The sequence below is a fragment of the Halobacterium sp. CBA1132 genome (genome assembly GCF_001485535.1).
In the GTDB taxonomy this organism is placed as follows: Archaea; Halobacteriota; Halobacteria; order Halobacteriales; family Halobacteriaceae; genus Halobacterium.
Genome location: NZ_BCMZ01000001.1, coordinates 979,960 through 1,001,478 on the forward strand (window position 1 = coordinate 979,960; position 21,519 = coordinate 1,001,478).

The following is a 21,519-nucleotide window of genomic DNA, read 5'->3' on the forward strand; positions in this document are numbered from 1 at the left end:
GGCGAACACCGAGCATCCCGCCGAGGTGGACGACGCGTGAGCGAGCCGGTCCAGACCACGTGCATGCGGTGTGCGGTCGGCTGCGGTCACCTGACCGACCGCGTGGACGCCGGCTACGGCATCGGCACCGTGCGCGGCGACGTCACCCACCCCGTCAACCGCGGGCTAGCGTGCTCGCGCGGCGTCGAGGAGACCAAAGACCCCGAGGGAACGTGGCTGACGCGCCCGCTCGTGCGGATGGACGGCGACCTCCAGCCGACGACGTGGGACGTGGCGCTCTCCCGCATCGCCAACGAGTTCGGGGCCGCCCTCGACCGCGACCACGACAGCGTCGCGGTACTGGGGAGCGGCCAGCAGACCAACGAGGCGGCGTACGCGCTCGGGAAGCTCGCCCGCGGCGGGTTCGGGACGCGGTACTACGACGCAAACACGACACTCTGCATGGCGAGCGCGGTGACCGCCTACTACGACGCGTTCGGCAGCGACGCGCCGCCGTGCACGTACGACGACATCGAGGACGCGAAGACGCACGTCGTCTGGGGCGCGAACCCGGCGGTCGCCCACCCGGTGATGTTCCGCTGGATTTCCGAGAGCGCGACCGAAGACGACAGCGAACTCGTCGTCGTGGACCCGGTCGGCACGAAGACCGCCCAGCAGGCCGACGACCACGTCGCCTTGGAACCGGGGACGGACCTCGCGCTCGCGCGGGCCGTGCTCGCTCGCGTCGTCGAACGCGGCGACGTCGACGAGGAGTTCGTCGCGGACGCGACCACCGGCTTCGAGGAACTCCGCGGCGACCTCCCGGACCCCGAGGCCGCAGCGGCGACTGCCGACGTGGGGATGGAGACTGTCGACAAACTCGCGAACGCGTTCGGGGAGTCGACGCTCGTCTACTGGGGGATGGGTGTGAATCAGAGCACGCAGGGGACGGAGACGGCGGGCGCGCTCGTGGACCTCTGTCTCGCCACCGGGAACCTCGGCCCGGGCACCGGACCGTTCTCGCTGACCGGGCAGGCGAACTCGATGGGGACGCGCGTGTGCTCCTCGAAGGGGTCGTGGCCGGGGATGCGGTCGTTCACGGACCCCGACGAGCGACAGGTCGTCGCGGACGCGTGGAACGTCCCGGTCGGTCGGCTCCCCGACGACCCGGGACCGGGGCCGGTCGGCCTCGTGAACGCTGTCGGCGACGGGCCTGTGGAGGCGGTCTGGACGGTGGCGACGAACCCCGCAGCGGGGCTGCCGGACGCGTCCGCGGCGCGCGAGCACCTCGAAGACGCGTTCCTCGTCGCACAGGACGCCTTCCACACCGAGACGACGGAACTCGCGGACGTGGTGTTGCCGGCGGCGACGTGGGGAGAGTCCGACGGGACGACGGTGAACATGGAGCGCCGCGTCTCCCGCGTGCGCGCCGCGTCGGACCTCGTGCCGGACGTGCGCACCGACCTCGACATCATCACGACAATCGGCGAGATGCTCGTACCGGGGCTGCTCGGCGACCCCGAACCGCGGGACGTCTTCGACGAACTCGCGGCGCTTACGGCGGGCACACAGGCGGACCTCTCGGGCATCAGTTACGCGCGCCTCGACGACCAGCAGGCCGTGCGCTGGCCCGCGCCGGACGCCGTCTCGCAGGGCGGCTACCGCTACTACGACGACGGCGACTGGTCGTTCGCGACGCCCTCCGGGAAGGCGCGCTTCTCCACGGGGCGCCACGAGGGGCTTCCGGAGCCGACCAGCGAGACGTACCCGCTGACACTGACGACTGCGCGCGAGGCCGACGGCTACAACACGGGCGTGCGCTCCCGCGGCGACGACGCGACCGCGAACCCGCTCGCGCGCGTCAACCCCGACACCATCGAGGCTGCAGACATCTCCACCGAGGCCGACGTCGCGGTCGTCGAGTCCCGGCGCGCGACCGTTCCCGTGCGCGTGACCGCCGACGACGCCGTGCCGGCGGGCCTCGTCTGGCTGCCGATTCACCACCCGGAGACGAACGCGCTGACGCTCCCGGAGACGGACCCGCGCTCGGACGAACCGAACTTCAAGCAGTGCGCCGTGCGCGTCCGGCCCGCCACCGACGAGGCGGCCGCAGGGGCGCTCGGCGACGCGGAAGCCCCCGCCGACGACTGACGTTCCGGCAGGCTGGAAGTGCGAACCACGTCACGATTTTCGACTAGTCCGCGTGCTGGGACGACCGTCCGTCGGCGAACCGCCGGAGTTCGGTCCTGATGGCGCGCCACTTCGCCGCGAGGAAGCCCGCGAGGATGAACACGAACCCGGTGGCAGTCGACACGGTCACTTCCTGTTCGAGGACGAGCCAGCCGGCGAGCGTCGCGAACACGGGAATCACGTACTCGATGAAGCTCATCTCGATGGGGCCGAGGTCGTCCAGCAGCGTGAAGTAGAGGAGGAAGCCGCCCACGCCCGCGACGGCGGCGAGGTACGCGAGCGCCGTCAGCGCGGCGGGCGTCCACGTCGCGGTCGCGAACGACTGGCTGGGGAGCGCGAGCACGGCGACGTGGAGGACGACCGCGCCGACGGCCATCATCCACGCCTGCGTCGCGAGGAACGGCATGGACGGCGACCGACTGTGCGTGAACACGGCCGCGAGCGCGAACGCGAGCGCCGACGCGAGCACGAGCGCGACGCCGACGGCGCTGTCTCCGAGGTTCGACGGGTTCGGGTCGGCGATGACGACGACGCCCACGAACCCGAGCACGACGCCGAGCGCGGTGGCGGCGGTGAACTTCTCGTCCGTAGATACGAGTCGCGTGAGCGCGGGCGTCACGACGGGAACGAGACCCAGCAGGACAGAGGCGACGCCGCCGGTGACGTACTGCTGGCCGGTGAACAGGAACGCGTGGTGGGCGCCGATGATGAGCGTGCCGCCGACGAGCACGTAGACGTAGTCGTCGCGCGTCCGGGGGCGGAACTGGGTGCCGGACGCGAGGACGGCGGCGAACAGCAGTGTGGCGGCGACATCGAAGCGGACGGCTGCAAAGGGTACGGCAGGGAGGTCGGCGAGGCCGACATCCGTGGCCATGAACGCTGTCCCCCAGATGGCACACAGCAGCAGGAAGCGGCCCGCCGTCCGGTAGCGACTCATTCGGTGTAGGGTCGCCGCCCGACGGTGATATGTGCGTCGAACCCCGCTTCACGCCAGCGATTGAACGCGCGCGGCGAGGTCGTCGCGCCGCGGCGACGTGAACGTTCGGCTCGCGGCCGCATCGGAGCGCGCTCAGTCGTCTGTCGCCTGTTCGCGGCCGCCCGCTGCGGCCTCGGCGTCGATGTCGCGGCCCGCGGTGCCGCTGTCGTCGGCGACTTCGAACTGCCCGACGAGCTTCTGCAGGGACTTCGCGGACTGGGAGACGCCCTGGATGCTCGTCGTGACTTCGTCGATGGCCGCGGTCTGCTCTTCGGTCGCGGCGGAGACGTTGCTCGCCTCGGCGGCGGACTCCTCGCTGACCGCGGACACCTCGTCGACCATCGCGACGACCTCCTCGGTGGAGACCGCTTGGTCCTCCGTGGCGTCGGAAATCTCCTCGACGCCGCGGCCCGCGTCCGTCACGGCGTCCGCGATGTCGTCGAACATCTCGATGGCGCCCGCGATGGTCTCGGCGCCCGTCTCGACGCGGTGTTGCATCGACTGCATGTCCTCGACGGTGTCGTCGGTGCTGTCCTGAATCTCGTCGATGAGCGACTCCACCTCATCGGTGGCGTCGCCGGCTTGCGCCGCCAGCGTCTTGATTTCGTCCGCGACGACCGCGAAGCCTTCGCCGGCTTCGCCGGCGCGCGCGGCCTCGATGGACGCGTTCAGCGCGAGCAGGTTCGTCTGCTCGGCGATGTCCGTGATGAGGCCGACAATCTCGTTGATTTCCGTGATGCGGTCGTCGAGTTCTTCGACTTGCTCGACGGCTTGGTCGGCCTCGGACTCGATGGCGGAGATCTCGTCGGTCGCGTCCGCGGCCTGCTCGCGGCCGCGGTCGGCCAGTTCCACCGCCTCGTTGGCCGTGGCGACTACGTCCTCCGAGGAGGAGGCGACTTCTTCGATGGTCGCCGAGAGGTCGTTCATCTCCTGGGACACCGACTGCAGTTGCTCGGTCTGCTGGTCGGCGCCGCTGGCAATCTCCTCGACCGCTTGAGCGGTCTCCTGGCTCGCGGACTTGATTTCCTCGGCGCTGGCGGCGGTCTCGTCGCTCAGCTCCGCGAACTTGTTAGCGACGTCACGGACTTCCGCGAGGCTGGCTTCGAGTTCCTCGACGCCGGCTTCGAGGTCCACCATCACGTCCCCGTACTGTCCGGGCAGGTCGGTGTCGATGTCTTGGTCGAGGTCACCGTCCCGTAGCTGTCGGCTGACCTCGCCCAGTTGGTCGAAGCTCTCCGAGAGCTGGACGACGCCCGCGTCGAGGTCGGCGAGCACGGCGCCGTACTCACCGGGGAGGTCGGTGTCGACGTCTTGGTCGAGTTCGCCCTCCCGAATCCGGCGGCTGGTGGTGCGAATCTCGCCGAAGCCGGCCTGCAGACGGTCGATGCCGCCGTCGAGTTCGGTCATGATGGCGCCGAACTCGCCGGGGAGGTCGGTGTCGACGTCTTGGTCGAGTTCACCCCGTTCGAGGCCCGTGCTGACGTCCCGCAGTTGGGCGACCTGCCGGCGGAGGTTCGACCGCATGTCGTCGAACGCGTCGACGAGTTCGCCCACCTCGTCGTCGGGCGCGTCGATGTCCGTCTCGCCCTCGAAGCGGCCCTGCGAGAGCGCGGTGGCTTCGTCGCGGATTGCCTCGATGGGCTGCGAGAAGTACCGCGCGGCGTAGTAGCCCAGCGCCACGACGCCGAGGGCGGCGAGCGCGATGAGGCCGAGCATGAGGTTCCGCGCGTCGGCGGTGCGCTGGTTCAGCGCGTTCCCGAGCGCCGCGGTCGGCCCCGTCACGTCAGTTTCGGGGACGACGCCGAGCAGCGCCAACTGCTTGTCGCCGAACTGCAGGGGCGCGTACGCGGCGTAGTAGCTATCGGTCCCGTCCGCAGTCGTCCGCTCGAACATCTGCATCCCGGTGTCCCCCGAGAGCACAGTCTCGCCCGCGTTCGCGGCGAGCGTCCCGCCGAAGGACTCGCTGGTAACCGAGGCCCCCGACTGCACGACGGACTCGTTGGGGTGGCTCAGGACCGTGCCGTCTTGGTTGACGATGGTCAGGTACCCCGAGTCGCCGACCGTGATGGAGGTCACGAGGTCCGAGACGATGCTGTAGTCGAACTGGAGCGCGACCACGCCGGCGAACTCGCCGTCGTAGTAGACCGGGGTCGAGATGTACACGACTTGCTCGCCGTCGACGGTCTGCACGTCGCTGACGTGAATCTCGTCGTTCGCGAGGTCTTCGGTGTTCGCGTACCAGTCGGTGTCCGCGTACGACGTGTCCGCAACTGTCTCGGTGGCGACGGTGCCGTCTTCGGTCCGGTGGGCGCGAACGACGCCGTTCCCGTTCTCGTTCGCGAGCACGATTTCGTCGTACGCCTCCCGCTCCTCGCCGTTCACGGAGACGGTCCGGGTTTCGAGGTAGCTACGGAACGACTCGCGGATGCCCTCGCGGGCGTTCTCCACGGCGCCGGTCTGTAGCTCGTAGTAGTAGACGTTCGGCGCCAGCACCCAGTCGAAGTCCTCGTAGTACGTGTACGCGATGAACTTCTCCTCGACGGGGTTTCCCTCCTGCGTGGTGTCCTCCCAGCCGTACTCGGCGACGCCCCAGTCATCGCCGCTGCGCACCGCGTCGTTGGACTGGACCGTCTCCTCGATGCCGTCGAAGACCGTGAGGTCGGCGTCCTCGCGCAGGTTGAAGCCGTCTTCGAGATTGTGGTGGGCGACGATTTCGGAGTCGAGGTCGGTCACGTACGCGTAGCCGGTGTCACCGATGTACCCCGGCTGGAGCGCGTCGCTGGCGGTCCCGCTGGGCTCGGTGAAGTCGCCGTCCGTGCCGAACAGTCGCTGCTCGACTTGGCTCTTGACGGTCTCCTGTTCGGACGCGCTGAGTTCGCTCCAACTGTCACCGCCGTACTCCTGGTCGAGAATCTGCTGTTTCGCCGTCTCGACGGTGCTGTGCATCTGGAGCGCGACGTGGCCGACCTGCCGCTGGCTCTGCTCGCGAATGAGTTCCATCTCACCCGCGGTGGACGCCTCGTAGTTCTGCACTGGCGTGGACGCCGCCAGCGACCGGGCGTCGACGCGGCGCACGCTCAGGACGTTCTCGAACTCGCTCTGCCGGGACTGTACCGTTCCGTTCAGTTCCCCGGTAATCTGGGTTTCGAGTTGCGCGGTGCTCTCTGACTGGGCGTACGACCCGACGGACTCCATGTTCTGGAGGCCGGCGACGCCGACAACCGACACCGGAATCAGCGAGATAATCAGACAGAGCGCGATGAGTTTCGTTCGAATCTTCATTCGCTCGTAGACACCCCGCCGGTTCTCGGGCTCGCTGCCGTCCTCGCGGTGGTCGTCGATTCGGCTCCGAGTCGGCCTCTGACATCAGCCATACCCTCCGCGTCGCCATACCCCGTAGTTAAACCTTCTGCGGGGTTCTTACGTACGATAACCACCGTGGTTTATTTTCGACACGATATCCGCGGATCTCATCTCGCTGAGAGATTCGACAGAACGTACATACCGCTCCACGCGGATTTCGAGACATGGACGAGTTCGACGCGTCCCGCGCGGCCGCACAGATGCGGGACGCCGACGCGTCGCTGACGGGACTCCGCGAGCGATTCTCCGTGCCCGATGGCACCGTCTACGTGGACGGGAACAGTCTCGGCGTACACGGACAGGACGCCGCCGCGGCCCTCGAACGCGCCGTCGACCAGTGGAAGCAGTTAGGTATCGAGGGGTGGACGGAGGCCGAGCCGCCGTGGTTCGACTACGGCGAGCGCCTCGGCGACCGGCTCGCCGGCATCGTCGGCGCGAAGCCGGCCGAGTGCGTCGCCGCCAACGCCACGACGGTGAACATCCACGCGCTCGTCGGCACGTTCCTCGACGCCGCCGACGGCACCGAAGTCGTCGTCAACGAACTCGACTTCCCGACGGACCACTACGCGATTCGCTCCCAGTTGCGTGCGCGCGGCCTCGACCCCGCCGACAACCTCGTCGTCGTCGAGAGCGAGGACGGCCGCACGATAGCGGTCGAGGAAATCGCGGACGCCGTGACTGACGACACCGCTATCGTGTTCATGCCGTCGGTGCTGTACCGGAGCGGGCAACTGCTCGACGTCGAAGGCATCGTCGACGTCGCCCACGTTCACGACGCGTTCGCGGGGTTCGACCTCGCGCACTCCGTCGGCGTCGTCGACCACGACCTCCACTTCGACGGCGTGGACTTCGCGGTGTGGTGTAGCTACAAGTACCTCAACGCCGGCCCGGGCGCAATCGGCGGCCTCTACGTCCACGAGGACCACTTCGGCTTGCGGCCGTCGATGGCGGGATGGTGGGGGAACGCCGACGACACCCAGTTCGACCTCGCCGCCGAGTTCGACCCCGCACGCGGCGCCGCAGCCTACCAAATCGGGACCGTCCCGGTGTTCGCCGCGGCGCCGCTGTTCGGCGCGCTCGACGTCACCGAAGCCGCCGGCATCGGCGCGCTCCGCGACCGCTCAATCGAGTTGACGCGCTACCTCGTCAGCCTCGTCGACGAACGCCTCCCCGAGTGCGCCGTCGGCACGCCCCGCGAAGCCGAACGCCGCGGCGGCCACGTCGCCGTCGAACACCCCGAGGCCGGGAAACTGAGCCGCGCGCTCCGGGACCGCGGCGTCGTCGTGGACTTCCGGCCGCCGAACGTCGTGCGCGTCGCGCCCTCCCCGTACTACGTCGGCTTCGAGGACGTGTGGCTCGCCGTCGACGAGATTCGCGAAATTCTGGACGCCGACGCCCACCACGCGTACGGCGACGGCGACGAACAAGTGACCTGACTACGTCCGGAACTCGAAGCGCGCGCCGCCATCCTCACCGCTTGTGACCGAGACATCCCAGCCGTGGGCGTCCGCGATGCTCTTGACGATGGCGAGCCCGAACCCGGTACCGTCGTCGGCCCCCGTCTCGCCGTACTCGAAGACGTGCTCGCGGCGCTCCGCGTCGATGCCGCAGCCGTCGTCCTCGACGAAGAAGCCCGCCTCGCCGTCCAACGGACCGACAGAGACGGTTACGCCCGGACCGTCCTCGTTCCGGGGCCCCGTCGAGCCGTGCTCCACAGCATTGCGGAAGAGGTTCTCCAGCAGCGACGTGAACCGCGACGAGTCGGCGCTGAGCGTGACGTCGTCGGTGACCGCCAGCGTCGCGTCCGCGGTGTCGACGTTCCGCCACGCGTCGGCGGCGGCGTCCGACACCGAGAGCGCGCGCACGTCGTCGAGGCTGCGGCCGTGGCGCGCGAGCGCGAGCACGCTCTCGATGATTTCGTGCATCCGGTCCAGCGACTCGTCCATGCGGTCGAAATACTCGTCGTCGCCGCTCTCGGCGGCCAATTCGAGGTAGCCGCGGGCGACGTTCAGGGGGTTGCGGAGGTCGTGGCTGACGATGCTCGCGAACTCCTCCAAGCGGTCGTTCTGCCGCTGGAGTTCCCGCTCGTGTTGCTTCCGGTCGGTGATGTCCGTGTACATCGCGTAGCCGTGGATGTTCGGCTCGTCGAGGCGGAACGGCACGACGTCAAGCAGGAAGTCCCGCGGCCCGCTGGCGGTCTCGCGGCGGACTTCGACGTTGATGTTCTGTCCGTCGAAGAGCTTCTGGTTGTACTCGTCGGCCTCCGCTTGGCCGTCGGCGGGGATGATGTACTCGTCGATGTTCTCCCCGACGAGTTCCGCCTCGGTGTAGCCGAACACGTCCTCGAAGGCGGGGTTGACCGCGCGGACGATTGGGTCGTCGTCCTCCACGACGAAGCTCGCAGTGGGACTCGGGACGTTCTCGAACAGCGCCGCGAGCCGGCTGTGTTCGCGGCGCAGGTCGGCTTCCCTCCGGCGGAGTTGGCGGACGCGCTCGGCGCGGTCGAGGGCGGCTTCGGCGTTCGTCGCGAGCACGCGCAGGAGGTCGTGGTCGGTGCTGTCGAAGCTCCCGACCTCGGTCGCGCCGATCATCAGGACGCCGTGGTCGCCGAGCGGATGGATGATTTCCTCGCGAATCACCGTCTCGGGGTTGTGGACGTCGGGGTGGTCTTGAACGTCTCTGAACGTCTCGGGTTCGCCGGACTCGTAGACCGCCCACGCGAGGCTCTCGCCGCGCTCGAACGTCGGCGGCGTGTCCCCGGTCACGGGGTCGGAGACGGACGCCGGACGGAGTTCGTCGGCGTCGTCGGCGGCGTAGAACACGCCCACGTACGGGAGGTCGAGGAGGTCGTTCGCGGCTTCCACGATGACCGCCGCGATATCGTCGGGGTCGTCCTCGACGAGCATCCGGCGAGTGGCGTCGTGGAGGCCGGTGAGCGTGTGTTCGCGGTGGCGCTGTTCGGTCACGTCGCTGATGGCGGCGAACGCGTCGAGGCCGTCCCGGTGGCGGAACGGCTTCACCGTAATTTCGAAGATACGGTCGTCGTCGGGCAGTTCCGTCTCGAAGATTTTCGCGCCGTTCCCGGGGACGAACTGCTCGGGGTGCGCGTCGAAGAATCCGACCAGCGACGCTCCGCGAAGGGCGTCCTCGCCGGCGCCGAGGACGCGCTCGGCGGCGTCGTTGACGAGTCTGATTTCGGTGTCGCCGTCGGCGGTGACGTCGTAGAGGACGAGCGCGTCGTCGTTCTGCTCGAAGAGGTCGCGGAAGCGCGCCTCGCTCTCGCGGAGTTCGCGCTGCGAGCGGATTCGCTCGACGGCCTGATAGGCGTGGGACGCGAGCAACTCCGCGAGTTCGACGTCCTCGCCGTCGAAACCGGTTGGTTCGTCCATCCCCGCTTGGAAGACGCCGATGTCGCCGATGGGGACGCTGATGACGGACCGCGGCGCGTCCGCTGGCGGGTCCGAGACGCGCGCGTCCTCGCGGACGTCTTCGACTAACTGGGGGTCGCCGGTGCGATACGTGGCTCCGGCGATGCCCTCGTCAGCGGCGATGCCGCCGACACTCGGCGCGCGGCCGCTCCACGACCGCACGGCGAGAACGCCGTCGTCTTCGGTCTCGACGACGGCCGAGGAGAAGTCGAAGGCGGCTTCGGCGGCGTCGGCCATAGCGTCGTAGACCGCGTCCACGTCGTCGGCGCTGGCGACTTCCGTCGCGTACGCGAGGAGGGCGCTGCGGTGGTCGCGGTCACTCGTCATCGACGGAGAGCCGGCGGAACAGGACCTCGTAGTCGTCGTCGTCGAAGTCCTCGACGACGGCGTCGAGTTGGCTGCGGAGGTCGCCGAGGCGGTCTTCGAGCGCTTCGAACTCCTCGGAGTCGGTGACGCTCGGGTCGTTGGATTCGGTCAGCAGCGCGTGCTTGCGAGCGGCCGCGAAGTACTGCTGGACCGTCTCGTCGTACGTCGAGCGGCTGAGCAGTCGGTCGACGGTCTCGCGGAGCGTCTCGCGGTCGATGGGTTTGCGGAGGTAGTCGTCGAACCCGAGGTCGACGATGTCGAGTTCGGGTTCGACGGCGGTCACCATCGCGACGCGGCAGTCGAGGCCGCGCTCGCGGATGGTTTCGAGGATGTCGTCGCCGGAGAGGCCCGGCATCTGCCGGTCCAACAGGACGACGTCGACGGCCTCGCTGAGCGCTTCCAGCGCTGCTTCGCCGTCGTAGGCGGTTTCGACGTCGTACTCGTCGCGCAGCCAGATTGCGTAGAGGTCGGCGAGTCCCTCTTCGTCGTCGACGACCAACACTGTGGCCTCGCCGGCGTCCGAATCGTCTGTGCCTTCCCCTGTCATAGTTTTCCGCACACCGCGGGTCTGCCGGACCTTCGACGTGTACCTATTTATCACTTGTTGGTGCCCTGTGGTTTTGGCAAGCCTAAAATAACGCGGCGTTCTACCGGCATCCATGTCAGAATCCGACGGGCCGTACACGCTCGACGACGTCACCGTCGTCATGGGAACGTACAACGAGGAAGCCGCAATCGCGACCGTCCTCGAAGACATCGCCGACGCCACCGACGGCCGCGCGGACGTCGTCTGCGTCGACAGTTCCGACGACCGCACGCCCGAAATCGCTCGCGACCACGGCGCCCGCGTCGTCGAACAGGAACCGCTGGGCTACGGCGTCGCCGTCCGCTCGGCGCTGTACGAGGCCGACACCGGGGTCGCGATTACGACCGACTGCGACGACACCTACCCGATGGAGCGCATCCCGGACTTCCTCGCGTACGTCAACGAGGGCTACGACGTCGTCAGCGGCGACCGCCTCTACTGGGGCGCCGACGAGATGCCCGCGGTCAATCGCCTCGGGAACGCCGCGTTCGCCGCTATCGCGTCCCTACTCGTCGGCGAGCGCGTCCACGACACCACCACGGGGATGCGCGCGTACCGCCGCGAGGTCATCGAGAACATCGACTGGACGCAGAACACCGGCCTCTCCGCGGAACTGCTCGTTCGCCCGCTCTGCCGGGGCTACGACGTCCTCGAAGTCCCAATCGAGTACGACGAACGCCTCGGCGAGACGAAACTCGACCCGCTGTCCGGCGGCGCCGAAATCGTGGGCTCGATTCTGAAAGTCTGCGGCGAGGAACGCCTTCGCGGCCTGCTCGCGTAACCATACGATAACTGTCTTTTCGAACTCTCGCCGAACGGGGCGAGAGTATAAGCTACTCGGCTGCGTAGTTATAGCATGTCTCGGATTACTGAAACTCGCGGCGTCGCCGGGGAGGACGCGGTCGGACTCGGGAAGGCGTACGCGGTCGTCGACCGCCACGTCGGCACGTGGCTGCCGGTGGCGTGGAAGCTCGCGGTCTTCTACGCGGCGTGGCTCGGTCTCGCGGTGGCCGCGCGCTCCGTGCTGGTCGCCCCGGAAGCCCTCCAGCTCGTCGCCATCGCCTACTGGTTCGGGTGGCTGTTCGCCATCGTCACGGCCGTCGTCGGCGCTGTCGTCGTGTTGACCGGCGTGGTCGACCAGTACCGACTCACCGAGCGGCAGGCGAAGTACTGACTCACTCGCTTCTCACCGACGCGTTCACGTAGGCGCCGTCCGGCCCGACGCCGGGCACGTACGCGGCGGCGCCCTCGCAGTTCCGCAAGTCCGTGCAGAGTTCTCGATATGGCGTCATCGTCCGGTAGCCGTCGTCGGTCCGCTGGACGGGGAACCGGACGCGGTACGCGAACCCGGCGCCGTAGCCGCCGTCGACGTGCGCGTCGAGTACGACGCTGGCCGCTTCACCGAGCGGCACCGACGCGTTCTCGCTCCCGGAAGATAGTCGCACGCGTCCGTTCGAGACCGCGAGCGAGACGTTCGCACTCGACGCGTTCCGTGGCGTGACCGTGACGTACGTCTCCTCGTCGCCCGCCGTCAGCGTGAGCGTCACCGTCTGCGTCCACGACGGCAGCCCCAACTCCGTGTCCACGGTCAGCGACTCGCCGCCCGCGACCTGAATTCGCCGGAGGTCGGGGTCGACCGGGTCGCCGCCGTACGGCGACCACGACCCGCGGTAGACGTACCGGTAGAGCGTGCGGTCCGGGTACTCGTCGGCGACGGCGAGCGGGCGCTCGTCGAGCGCGTAGACGGTCCGGCCGTCGAAGCCCGGGTCGTTGCGCAGCGGCTGGAACGGGTGGTTCAGCCAGTCGCCGTACGGGTCCGGGAGGAAGACGACGCTGTTCGCGGGCGGCCGCGGCTCGAACGGCTCGTAGGCGGCCTCGTAGTGGTCGGTGAGTTCGGCGTTGTCCCGGACTTGCTCGGCCGTCGCGGACGCCGCGACGCCTCCGAGAACCGCGCTCGCGACGAGCAGGACGGCCAGCGCCGCTGCGAGCGCGCGGTTCGTGGAGAGCCGGCTCGCGGCGGCGTCGCGGACGCGCTCGGCGCCCGCGAGCAGGCCGGCGCCGGCGAACGCGCTCACGGGGACGAGCAGGTCGAAGTGGTAGTACGGCCCGAGCGTCGTAATCAGGCCGTTCGGGTCGTCGATGTCCCCGAGGATGTTGAAGTTCCCCCAGAAGTAGACGTTCCCGACGACGACGCTGACCGCGACGCCCGCGAGGACGGCTTGCTGCCACGTCCAACCCCGACGATGGGTGGCGTACGCGCCGACGGCCGCCAGCGGCACGCCGAGCGCGCCGAACGGCGCCCACTCGGTGACGAACTGTTCGAGGACGCTCGCGTTCGCGCGCAGCGCCACCTCGACGGTGTACTGAATCTCGTGGTTCAGTATCTCGCGGCGGCCGAAGCCGAGGCCGTCCAGCGGCGCGAACGCCTGATACGGGAACACCAGCGGGTCGCCCGTGACGACGGCGTTGTACGCGAGCGCGACGGCGACCCCACAGAGACCGAACGCGGCGGTCGCGACGCGCCGGCGGAACAGTTCGGAGAAACGGCGTTCGCGGAGTGGCCCGCGGAGCGTCCAGACGGCGTGCAGGATGAACGGCGTCGCGAACAGGACGGCCGTGTAGGGACGCGAGAAGAACGCGAGGCCGACCGACGCGCCCGCGACGGCCGCCCACCGAGTGCTCCCGGTGCGTTCGGCGCGGAAGTACGCGAGCGCGAACGCGAGGTTCAGCATCGTCGTCGGCGCGTACGGCAGGAAGACCGCCGACTGCACGGCGAACAGCGGTGAGCACAGCAGGACGACGGCTGCGAGCAGCCCCGTCCGGTGGTCGAAGGCGTTGCGGACGACGCCGTAGAGCAGGGCGACGTTGGCGGCGGCGACGGCGGGGAGCGCGTACCGGTAGCTCCCGGCGAGTTCGCCGAGCGCGTAGACGGCGGCGGTGACGGGCGCGTACTTCGAATAGAGGCCGCGCGGCGAGTCCACGAAGAACCACGGGCGGAACGAGCCCTCGACGGGCGGGTGGAGGAACAGTTTGCCGTCCAGCAGCATCGCGGCCTGCTGGAGGTAGACGGCTTCGTCGTGGTTCGTGGAGTGGTACGGAAAGACGGTAACGGAGAGCGCGTACGCCGCGAGCGCGGCGACGACCGCGAGTACTGCTGGCGTGAAAAGGCGACTGCCGCGGGCGTGAGAGACGAGTTGGCGGATGCGCCCGCCCGTCATCCTTGCTTGGGGTACCACGCCAGCGAGTGGTCGGCGACGAGGTCGACGGTGACGGGTTCGCCGACGGCCATGTCCTCGGCGTGGTTGTGCAGGCAGCGCACGACGTCGCCGTTGTCCAGTTCGACGTGGTAGATGAACGACGGTCCGGTGTACTGTCGGCGGACGATGGTGCCGTTGGCGTTGGCCTCGTTGTCGGGGACGGCGCGGAGGTCGTCCGGTCGCACGAGCACGTCGACCATCGCGCCGGCGTAGCCGTCGGCCAACCCCTTCAACAGCGTCCGGTCGTAGCTCCCGATGGACGTGTCGACGGTGTCGCCGCCGACGCGCGCGGAGAGGAACCCCGCCTGTCCGAGGAAGGACGCGACGAACCGCGACTCGGGGTGCTCGAACACCTCTTCGGGGTCGCCGACCTGTTCGAGTTGGCCGTCGTTGAGCACCGCGACGCGGTCCGAGATGGAGAGCGCTTCCTCCTGGTCGTGGGTGACGGAGACGGCGGTGACGCCGGCCTCCTTGAGGATGCGCCGGACCTCCTCGCGCATCTCCACGCGCAGGCGGACGTCCAGATTCGAGAACGGCTCGTCCAACAGGAGGATGTCGGGTTCGGGCGCGAGACTGCGCGCGAGCGCGACGCGCTGCTGTTGGCCGCCCGAGAGCTGGTCGGGCGAGCGGTCGCCCATCCCGGGCATGTCCACGAGGTCGAGCAGGTCGTCGACGCGCTCGTCGGCGGCGTCGCCGTCGCGGTCGGTGAGTCCGAACGCGACGTTCTCCCGGACCGAGAGGTGCGGGAACAGCGCGAAGTCCTGAAAGACGATGCCGACGCCCCGCGACTCGGCCTCCACGAACGTCGACGGCCCCGCGACCGTCTCGTCACCCAGCGAGATGACGCCCTCACTGGGGCGTTCGAGGCCGGCGAGCATGCGCAGCGTCGTCGTCTTCCCGCAGCCCGACGGTCCCAGGAGTGTGAGGAGTTCGCCGTCGCGGACGGACAGCGAGAGGTCCGTGACCGCGGTCTCGGAGCCGTACTCCTTGGTCACGGCGTCGAGTTCGAGCACCGCGTCGGCGGCGTCGGTCGGTCCGTCGGCGTCGGAGTCGACCGTCGCGTTCGTCGTGAGTTCGCTGTCAGCCATTGTATCGTTCCTGTGCGAGGATGACGACCATCGAGAGCGCGGACACGCCCACGAGCACGAGCGCGGGTATCGCGGCCGCGCCGTACGAGCCGGCCCCTCTGACGAGCCAGATGTAGGAGACGAGGGTTTCAAAGCCTATCGGACTGAGCATCAGTGTCGCCGGGAGTTCCTTCATCGTCGTGAGGAAGACCAAGGCAGCGCCGGCGGCGACGCCGGGCGCGATGAGCGGCAGCGTCACCTTCCGGAACGCGCCGAACGGCGACCGGCCGAGCGTGCGCGCGGCCTCCGTGAGTTTCGGGTCGACCTGGAGGACCGACGAGCGCACCGTGCCGACTGCCTGCGGGAGGAAGCGCACGACGTACGCGAACACGAGCAGCGGCACGGTCTTGTACAGCGACTGGGTGAACTCCGTGGAGAGGTACAGCAGTGCGAGCCCGACGACGACGCCGGGAATCGCGTAGCCGACGTACGTCAGTCGGTCGGTCAGCGTCGAGAACAGCGACGAGGAGCGCGCGGCGTATCCGGCGACGGGCAGCGCCAGCAGGGACGCGACGAGGGCGGCGGCGACGGCGACTTTGAGGGAGTTCCACGCGACCACGGGTTCGAAATCGAAGACCGCGGCGCCGGCCTGCTCGAACCACCACGCGAGCACGCCCAGCGGCACGCCCAGCGAGAGCACCGCGACGGCCGCACAGAACGCCATCGCGGGCCACTTCCAGACGCCGAGCGTGATGCGGCCGGGCTGGCGGGAGCCACGGGAGACGTAGGACGCGTCGCCCTCGCCGATGCGGGATTCGAGCGCGAGCACGACGGCGACCACCGCCAGCAGTTGCAGCGAGAGCAACGCGGGGTAGCCCTCGGGGACGCCGAGGCTGCGCTGGGCGATGTATATCTGCTGGGTGAACACCTCGTAGCGCATGATGGAGGGCGTCCCGAAGTCAGAGAGCGCGTACAGCGCCGCCAGCAGCGCGCCGGCGGTGACGCCGGGCAGAATCTGGGGGACGGTGACGCGCTTGAACGCTTCCCAGCGCGAGTGGTTGAGGGTGCGCGCGGCTTCCACGAGCGTGCCGTCGAAGGACAGCAGCGCGGCCCGCGTGGTGAGGAAGACGTAGGGGTACGTGAACAGAATCAACACGAGCGCGGTGCCGTGGAGCCCGTAGATGGCGGGGATGCGTTCGACGCCCAGCGGCGCGAGCGCGTCCGCGAGGTCGCCCTGGGGGCCGAACGCGGAGGCGAACGTGAACGCGCCGATGTAGCTGGGGACGACCAGCGGGAGCGCGGCGACGACGGTCCAGAATCGCCGCCCCGGAAGGTCGGTTTGGACCGTGAGGACGGCCAACGGGACCCCGATGAGCACACAACCCAGTGTCACCCAGAACACGAGCACGAGGCTGTTGGCGAGCACGTCGAGGCTGCCGGTCTGCGTGAGGAGGCCGAAGAGGTGGCCGAACCCGTAGTTCGACGCGCGAACGAGCAGGCCGACCAGCGGCAGGGAGACGAACGCGGCGACGGCGCCGGCGAGCACGGCGAGCGAGAGCCCCGGCTCGTCGTCGCCACCGACCGCGTCTCGGAGGCGTGCGAGGCGCTCGCTGGCCGCCATCTACGAGAGGATGCCGACGTCCTCCAGCAGTTCGATGGTGGGTTGGACGTCCGACAGCGACTGGAGGTCCAACTCCGGCGGCGACAGTTCCTCGATGGTGGGCAGCGGGCCGACGGGCTCGACGCCGTCTATCATCGGGAACGCGAACCCGCGGGTGGCGAGGAACTCCTGTGCTTCCGCGGAGAGCAGGTGGCGAACGAACAGGTCCGCGAGGTCGGCGTCGCTGGCGCCGTCGAGGACGCTGGCGCCCGCGGTGTTGACGAACGCGCCGGCGTCGTTCTCGGTGAACGCGAGGTCGAGGGGGGCGTCGGGGCTGTTCGCGAACACGAGAATCGGGTAGTAGTGGTTCGTGAGCCCGAGGCCGACTTCGCCGTTCGCGATGCCCTGCGAGACGGCGGCGTACTCGCTGCCGTAGCGCGCGGGGTTCTGTTCGAGCATGTTGTTCAGCCACTCGCGGGTGCCGTCGTCGCCGCGGAGTTGGCGCATCGCGGTGACGAACCCGTGGAACGCGCCGTAGGTGGGCGCCCACCCGATGGACTCGGTGAAGCGGTCGGCGGTCGCGATTTCGTCGACGCTGGTGGGAATCTCGTCGGCGCTGAACTGATTGGTGTTGTACGGAACCGCGCGCGACCGGCCGGCGACGCCCGCCCACTGGTCGGTGACGAATCGGTCGTCGCCGACCATCGAGCGGGCGTTGCTGGACAGCTCGAGGGTCGCGCCGTTCTCCGCGACGTACGCCAGCGAGCCGGCGTCGACGGACCAGAACACGTCGGCCTGCGTGGTCCCGCTCTCGTATTCGTCGACGATGACGTTCGCGAGCTGGGAGGAGGGCTGCGTCTGCGTGGACGCCGTGAAGCCGTCGTAGTACTGGTCGAGCAGGTCGATGAGCGTGGTGTAGCGGCCGCCTTCGCCGCCGCCGAGGTAGATGGAGAGTTCGCCTTCGAGGTCCGGGAGGTCCTCGATGGAGGTGCCGCCGGGGACGGGTCGGTCGGAGACGATTTCGCCGGAGCCGCGGAAGTCCGCGAGCGTCGGCCGGTCGTCACTGTCGCTGCCGCCACTGCCGAGGATACCCGAACAGCCGGCGAGTGCGGTCGTCGAAGCTACGCCCGCCGCCGCGAGGAAGCGCCGACGCGTCTGACTCTGTCGCTCTCTCATGTGTTGGATTAGGCTGGCCTAAAACTCTTATAACTACCGGTTCCGGCGTCCGGGTCAGTCGTCGGCGGGCGCCGCCGCGCGCTGCTCGGCCAGTTCCGCACAGCAGTCCACCCAGTCGAGCAGGTACTCCCCGCACTCCGCGAGGAACGCGCCGTTGTTGTACTCCTCGTAGTCGCCCTCGACGAGGCGCTCGCCGACCGCCCGCGCGACTGCCTCGTAGGAGTCCTCGTCGGGCTCGACGGCGGCGACTTCCTTCCAGAAGTGCTCGTTCAGTTCGAGGCCCGCGACCTCGTTGGCGAGGTCGTCGAACGTCGACCGCGGCGCCTTGTTGTGCTCGCACAGCGGCGCGCCGTTGTAAATCTCGCCGCCCACCACGTCGGCCGCGCGCTTCAGGAGGACGCCGCTCCAGATGTCGTCGAAGCGCCCGACCTCCCACGCGTTGTCGTCCATCGGGAACTGGTAGAACGCGGGTACGACCTCGCGGCGGAACGCGAGGTTCATCGAGCACACCGTGAGGTAGTTCTCTTCGGCGGCGACGAAGTCGCGGTCGAAGTCCGCGAAGTCCGTGCGCGTCTGGGCCTGTCCCTGCAGGTCGCCGTCCATCAGGATGCGCACCGCGTCGAGGTCCGGGACGTTCGTCCAGAGCCCCTGCGAGGCGACCACGTGCTCCGTCTCTGTGGTGTCTGTCTCGATGTCCTCGTCCATCGCGGCGTAGGGGTAGCCGCGCGGGTAGAGGTCCGAGTCGGACTGGAAGAGGACGTTCACCCACTGCTCGTCGGAGGACACTTCCTCGACGCTTCCCTCGTGGGCGAGGTTGTCGAGGTGCGTTCCGAAGAAGTCCCACTCGTCGTGGGGGAGCGTGTCGTCGTCGATGAACACGCCGTACTCGAAGTCGTTGGCCCACAGATAGAGGAGGCCGAACGACGTCTGCGCGTGGCTGGCGGCGGGAATCAGGTGGCTGTACTCGGCAATGTCCTGTTCGGCGAACCACGATTCGCGGTCGCTGCCGTCGAAGACGGCGCCGGCGACGCCCTCCTCGTCGAGCATCGCGCGCATCCCGTCGGTGTCACAGAAGTCCTCGGTGACGAGGACGACGAACAGGCGGTCGAGGTCGAAGCCGTGGTCGCGGGCGTTCTGGAAGTACTCCCGCATGCACTCGTACTCCCGAATCGTCGGCACGACCACGCAGACGTCTCGGTTCATCCGTTGGACTCGTCTATTTAGGCCACCCTAAAATGGGTGTCGATGTTTAGGCCGTCCTAAACACTCAGGTGAGGCCGGCGACCGACTGCTGGAGGCGCACCGTCGGCGGCACCAGCAGGCCGCCGAGCAACACGAGGAACACGTAGAAGACGCCGTCCGCGACAGCAGCGGGCGCCAGCAGCGCCAACGCGTCCGCGACCGCGACGCCGGTCGCGCACACCAACACCAACAACAGGTGGCGGCGCAGCGTATCCAGCACCGTTCCGTGGGCCAGCGACTCCAGTCGCTCGCTGAACGCCACGCCGTACGTCGCGAACGCGAGCGCGCCAACCGCCTTCACGCCCGCCGCCACCGCCGGCTGGTCGATGAGCACGACGACCAGCCACTCCACGGCGACGACGACCACGAACCCGAACTCCAGCCGCCGCACCCGTTCGAGGGAGACGGCGCGCTCGTCGGGCGACGGCGCGAGCGCGCTGTTGAAGTACACCTCCCGGAGCGCGAACGTCAGGAACGCGATGGCGACCAACAGCGAGACGTCCGCGAACGCGCGCACCACGCTCCCCGCGCCCGCCGTCAGCGCCAGTCCGAGCGCGCCGAACACCGCGAACGCCAACCCGAGGTACGTGAGGTACCCCCAGAAGTCGTCGTACCCCTCCAGCCGGTCGAACGCGTAGTTCTGGACCGCGTAGTACGTGAACGACAGCCCCGCGACCACGACGATGCCGTAGCCCGCGAACGCGACCGCAAACAGCGTCTCCGCGGCGGTCATCGCTGCACCCCGTCGATGCCCGCAGCGAGGTCGTCGAACGCGCGCTGGAAGTCCAGCACGGTCGCGAACCGCGCGCGCTTCTCCGGCGCCAGCGCACGCGCGAACAGGTCGTCCGCCTCCTCCGGCAGCGCGGGGTTCCGCTCGGACGCGGGAATCCGCGTGTCGCGGCTGCCCGGCGGTTCACCCGTGAGCAGGAAGTACGCGAGCGCGCCCAGCCCGTAGACGTCCGTCGCTTGGTCGAAGCGCCCGTACGTCTCCGGGTCACGGTGCTCGGGCGCCGCGAACGCCCCCGGAATCGGCGGTGTCTGCCGCGCGCTCGCGGCGTGTGCGAACCCCCAGTCGCCCAGCAGCGGCGCGTCCCACGTCCGCGGGCCCGTCGCCACGAACCGCACCGCGCCCGGGTGGACGCCGCCGTGGACGACGCCCCGCGAGTGCGCGTGGCTGACGGCGCGCGTGAGGACGCTGGCGTCCCAGACGGCTTCCGCGAGCGTCGCCGGCGCACCGCGGCCCTCCAGCGTGTCGCCGTCGTCGTAGCGGGTCGCTAGCCACCGCGGCCCGTGCCCGAGGACGGCGACCACGTGGTCGTGGTCGTCCACGCCCGCCCACTGCTCGACCGCGTCCGCGAACGCGGACGTGACCTCGCTCTCGTCGGCGTGCAGTCGACGGACCGTCGCCAGCCCGTGTTCGAGCACGTCCTCGTCGACGTCCGCCCGGTAGTCCGTCGTCAGCACGCCCGCCCGGAGTTTCATGTTCGGCGAGACGTCGTCGGCAGCCAGCGTCACTTCCGGTGGGTCCGGAATCTCCTTCGGGCGCCCTGCCTCGGTCTCCTCGCCCTCGCGTTCCTCGCTGTGGACGGGCGCGTTCTGCCCGAAGGAGACGTGAATCGGCTGCGAGCGGTCGTCGTCGCCGCCCGTCTCGACCACGGAGACGCCGTCCGGGAAGAGGTCCGCGTACGCCGGATGCGAGCGCACGACCACCGGGTAGCCGGCGTCCTCGGCGCGCGCCGCGATGGCCGCGGTCACTTCCTCGACGGCCTGCTCGGCGTACCGCTTCACGAGCGCGTTCTCGGACTGCGTGAGCGCCGCGATTGCCGACAGGCCAGAAGAGGCCCGCGCCGGATAGGACTTCGTGACGCCCGCGACCGCGACCACGGCGTTCTGCTGGACGAGCGGGTCCGACGCCCGCGTCAGCGACACGAGGTCGGAGAACTGCACGGAGAGCGCGTCAGGCTGGCGCTCCGCGAGCTCCGCGAGCACCCACGTCGCGCCCCGTCGCACCCACACGTCGTCGTCCTCGACGGCGCCTCGAACGTCGTCGAGGACGGCGCGAACCCCCGTCGGGTCGGTGGTGACGGCGTCAACGAGGCGCCACGCGGCGCCCGCGCGCTCGTCGGCGTCGTCGCTGTGGAGTCGCGCTGCGAGCTCCTCGACGCCGTCGGCGTCGACCGACCGCCGGAGCGCCGCAATCCGCTCCTCGTCGACCGAGCCGTCAGTGTGGCGGTCCATGCGCTTGGTAACGGACCGACTTGGCCGGCGGCCGCATTCAACCTTCGGCTT

General features: G+C 69.2%; 15 protein-coding genes. 4 read left to right on the forward strand and 11 right to left on the reverse strand.

Annotation, left to right across the window (positions count from 1 at the left end):
* The first annotated feature begins 63 nt into the window (after positions 1–63).
* Entirely contained in the window at positions 64–2,130 is a 2,067-nt protein-coding gene (gene nasA / locus AVZ66_RS05170; RefSeq protein ID WP_082678861.1) for an assimilatory nitrate reductase NasA, read from the forward strand.
* A 43-nt stretch (positions 2,131–2,173) separates the two neighbouring features.
* Here nasA and AVZ66_RS05175 read toward each other — a convergent pair whose 3' ends face one another.
* Together AVZ66_RS05175 and AVZ66_RS05180 are read right to left on the reverse strand one after the other, a co-directional pair.
* Positions 2,174–3,106: a DMT family transporter gene (locus tag AVZ66_RS05175; protein ID WP_058982460.1), complete on the reverse strand. Its 933-nt coding sequence runs from the start codon at positions 3,104–3,106 to the stop codon at positions 2,174–2,176.
* A 132-nt stretch (positions 3,107–3,238) separates the two neighbouring features.
* On the reverse strand, positions 3,239–6,427 hold the full coding sequence (locus AVZ66_RS05180; protein WP_058982462.1) for a methyl-accepting chemotaxis protein: 3,189 nt from the start codon (positions 6,425–6,427) through the stop codon (positions 3,239–3,241).
* Positions 6,428–6,672: 245 nt separating this feature from the next.
* Here AVZ66_RS05180 and kynU point away from each other — a divergent pair, with 245 nt between their 5' ends.
* A complete protein-coding gene (gene kynU / locus AVZ66_RS05185; RefSeq protein ID WP_058982464.1) occupies positions 6,673–7,944 on the forward strand; it encodes a kynureninase in 1,272 nt (423 codons plus the stop codon).
* On the opposite strand, the gene AVZ66_RS05190 is transcribed toward kynU, so the two are convergent.
* Both AVZ66_RS05190 and AVZ66_RS05195 read right to left on the reverse strand, forming a co-directional pair.
* On the reverse strand, positions 7,945–10,263 hold the full coding sequence (locus tag AVZ66_RS05190; RefSeq protein ID WP_058982466.1) for a GAF domain-containing protein: 2,319 nt from the start codon (positions 10,261–10,263) through the stop codon (positions 7,945–7,947). It abuts the gene before it with no gap.
* On the reverse strand, positions 10,253–10,849 hold the full coding sequence (locus AVZ66_RS05195; protein WP_058982468.1) for a response regulator: 597 nt from the start codon (positions 10,847–10,849) through the stop codon (positions 10,253–10,255). The genes AVZ66_RS05190 and AVZ66_RS05195 overlap by 11 nt, the downstream gene beginning before the upstream one ends.
* A 112-nt stretch (positions 10,850–10,961) precedes the next feature.
* Between AVZ66_RS05195 and AVZ66_RS05200 the strand changes: the two genes are divergently transcribed.
* Complete coding sequence (locus AVZ66_RS05200) at positions 10,962–11,669, forward strand: dolichyl-phosphate hexose transferase (protein ID WP_058982469.1); 708 nt, start codon at positions 10,962–10,964, stop codon at positions 11,667–11,669.
* Between the two features lie 75 nt (positions 11,670–11,744).
* Positions 11,745–12,062 (forward strand): hypothetical protein, encoded by a 318-nt coding sequence (locus tag AVZ66_RS05205; RefSeq protein WP_058982472.1) that lies wholly within the window; start codon positions 11,745–11,747, stop codon positions 12,060–12,062.
* Between the two features lies 1 nt (position 12,063).
* Here the strand turns inward: AVZ66_RS05205 and AVZ66_RS05210 are convergent, their stop codons facing one another.
* From AVZ66_RS05210 to AVZ66_RS05240, 7 genes are all read right to left on the reverse strand, one after another.
* Entirely contained in the window at positions 12,064–14,106 is a 2,043-nt protein-coding gene (locus AVZ66_RS05210; protein WP_058982474.1) for a glycosyltransferase family 39 protein, read from the reverse strand.
* Positions 14,103–15,233: an ABC transporter ATP-binding protein gene (locus tag AVZ66_RS05215; RefSeq protein ID WP_058982476.1), complete on the reverse strand. Its 1,131-nt coding sequence runs from the start codon at positions 15,231–15,233 to the stop codon at positions 14,103–14,105. Before AVZ66_RS05215 ends, AVZ66_RS05210 begins: the two co-directional genes overlap by 4 nt.
* Positions 15,226–16,833, reverse strand: a complete 1,608-nt coding sequence (locus tag AVZ66_RS05220; RefSeq protein WP_058982478.1) for an iron ABC transporter permease — start codon at positions 16,831–16,833, stop codon at positions 15,226–15,228. The genes AVZ66_RS05215 and AVZ66_RS05220 overlap by 8 nt, the downstream gene beginning before the upstream one ends.
* Positions 16,834–17,988, reverse strand: a complete 1,155-nt coding sequence (locus AVZ66_RS05225; RefSeq protein WP_058982480.1) for an extracellular solute-binding protein — start codon at positions 17,986–17,988, stop codon at positions 16,834–16,836.
* Positions 17,989–18,042: 54 nt separating this feature from the next.
* The gene (locus tag AVZ66_RS05230) at positions 18,043–19,191 is read right to left on the reverse strand and encodes an alpha-1 4-glucan-protein synthase (protein ID WP_058982482.1); all 1,149 of its coding nucleotides are present in this window, start codon (positions 19,189–19,191) and stop codon (positions 18,043–18,045) included.
* Between the two features lie 64 nt (positions 19,192–19,255).
* The gene (locus AVZ66_RS05235) at positions 19,256–19,963 is read right to left on the reverse strand and encodes a hypothetical protein (protein ID WP_058982484.1); all 708 of its coding nucleotides are present in this window, start codon (positions 19,961–19,963) and stop codon (positions 19,256–19,258) included.
* Positions 19,960–21,468 (reverse strand): protein kinase, encoded by a 1,509-nt coding sequence (locus AVZ66_RS05240; protein WP_058982485.1) that lies wholly within the window; start codon positions 21,466–21,468, stop codon positions 19,960–19,962. The genes AVZ66_RS05235 and AVZ66_RS05240 overlap by 4 nt, the downstream gene beginning before the upstream one ends.
* Positions 21,469–21,519: the final 51 nt, after the last annotated feature.

What these genes read in the sequence shown, in the direction of transcription:
- nasA (WP_082678861.1), top strand. Translation starts at nt 64, where the DNA reads ATGCGGTGTGCGGTCGGCTGCGGTCACCTGACCGACCGCGTGGACGCC.
- AVZ66_RS05175 (WP_058982460.1), bottom strand. Translation starts at nt 3,106, where the DNA reads ATGAGTCGCTACCGGACGGCGGGCCGCTTCCTGCTGCTGTGTGCCATC.
- AVZ66_RS05180 (WP_058982462.1), bottom strand. Translation starts at nt 6,427, where the DNA reads ATGAAGATTCGAACGAAACTCATCGCGCTCTGTCTGATTATCTCGCTG.
- kynU (WP_058982464.1), top strand. Translation starts at nt 6,673, where the DNA reads ATGGACGAGTTCGACGCGTCCCGCGCGGCCGCACAGATGCGGGACGCC.
- AVZ66_RS05190 (WP_058982466.1), bottom strand. Translation starts at nt 10,263, where the DNA reads ATGACGAGTGACCGCGACCACCGCAGCGCCCTCCTCGCGTACGCGACG.
- AVZ66_RS05195 (WP_058982468.1), bottom strand. Translation starts at nt 10,849, where the DNA reads ATGACAGGGGAAGGCACAGACGATTCGGACGCCGGCGAGGCCACAGTG.
- AVZ66_RS05200 (WP_058982469.1), top strand. Translation starts at nt 10,962, where the DNA reads ATGTCAGAATCCGACGGGCCGTACACGCTCGACGACGTCACCGTCGTC.
- AVZ66_RS05205 (WP_058982472.1), top strand. Translation starts at nt 11,745, where the DNA reads ATGTCTCGGATTACTGAAACTCGCGGCGTCGCCGGGGAGGACGCGGTC.
- AVZ66_RS05210 (WP_058982474.1), bottom strand. Translation starts at nt 14,106, where the DNA reads ATGACGGGCGGGCGCATCCGCCAACTCGTCTCTCACGCCCGCGGCAGT.
- AVZ66_RS05215 (WP_058982476.1), bottom strand. Translation starts at nt 15,233, where the DNA reads ATGGCTGACAGCGAACTCACGACGAACGCGACGGTCGACTCCGACGCC.
- AVZ66_RS05220 (WP_058982478.1), bottom strand. Translation starts at nt 16,833, where the DNA reads ATGGCGGCCAGCGAGCGCCTCGCACGCCTCCGAGACGCGGTCGGTGGC.
- AVZ66_RS05225 (WP_058982480.1), bottom strand. Translation starts at nt 17,988, where the DNA reads ATGAGAGAGCGACAGAGTCAGACGCGTCGGCGCTTCCTCGCGGCGGCG.
- AVZ66_RS05230 (WP_058982482.1), bottom strand. Translation starts at nt 19,191, where the DNA reads ATGAACCGAGACGTCTGCGTGGTCGTGCCGACGATTCGGGAGTACGAG.
- AVZ66_RS05235 (WP_058982484.1), bottom strand. Translation starts at nt 19,963, where the DNA reads ATGACCGCCGCGGAGACGCTGTTTGCGGTCGCGTTCGCGGGCTACGGC.
- AVZ66_RS05240 (WP_058982485.1), bottom strand. Translation starts at nt 21,468, where the DNA reads ATGGACCGCCACACTGACGGCTCGGTCGACGAGGAGCGGATTGCGGCG.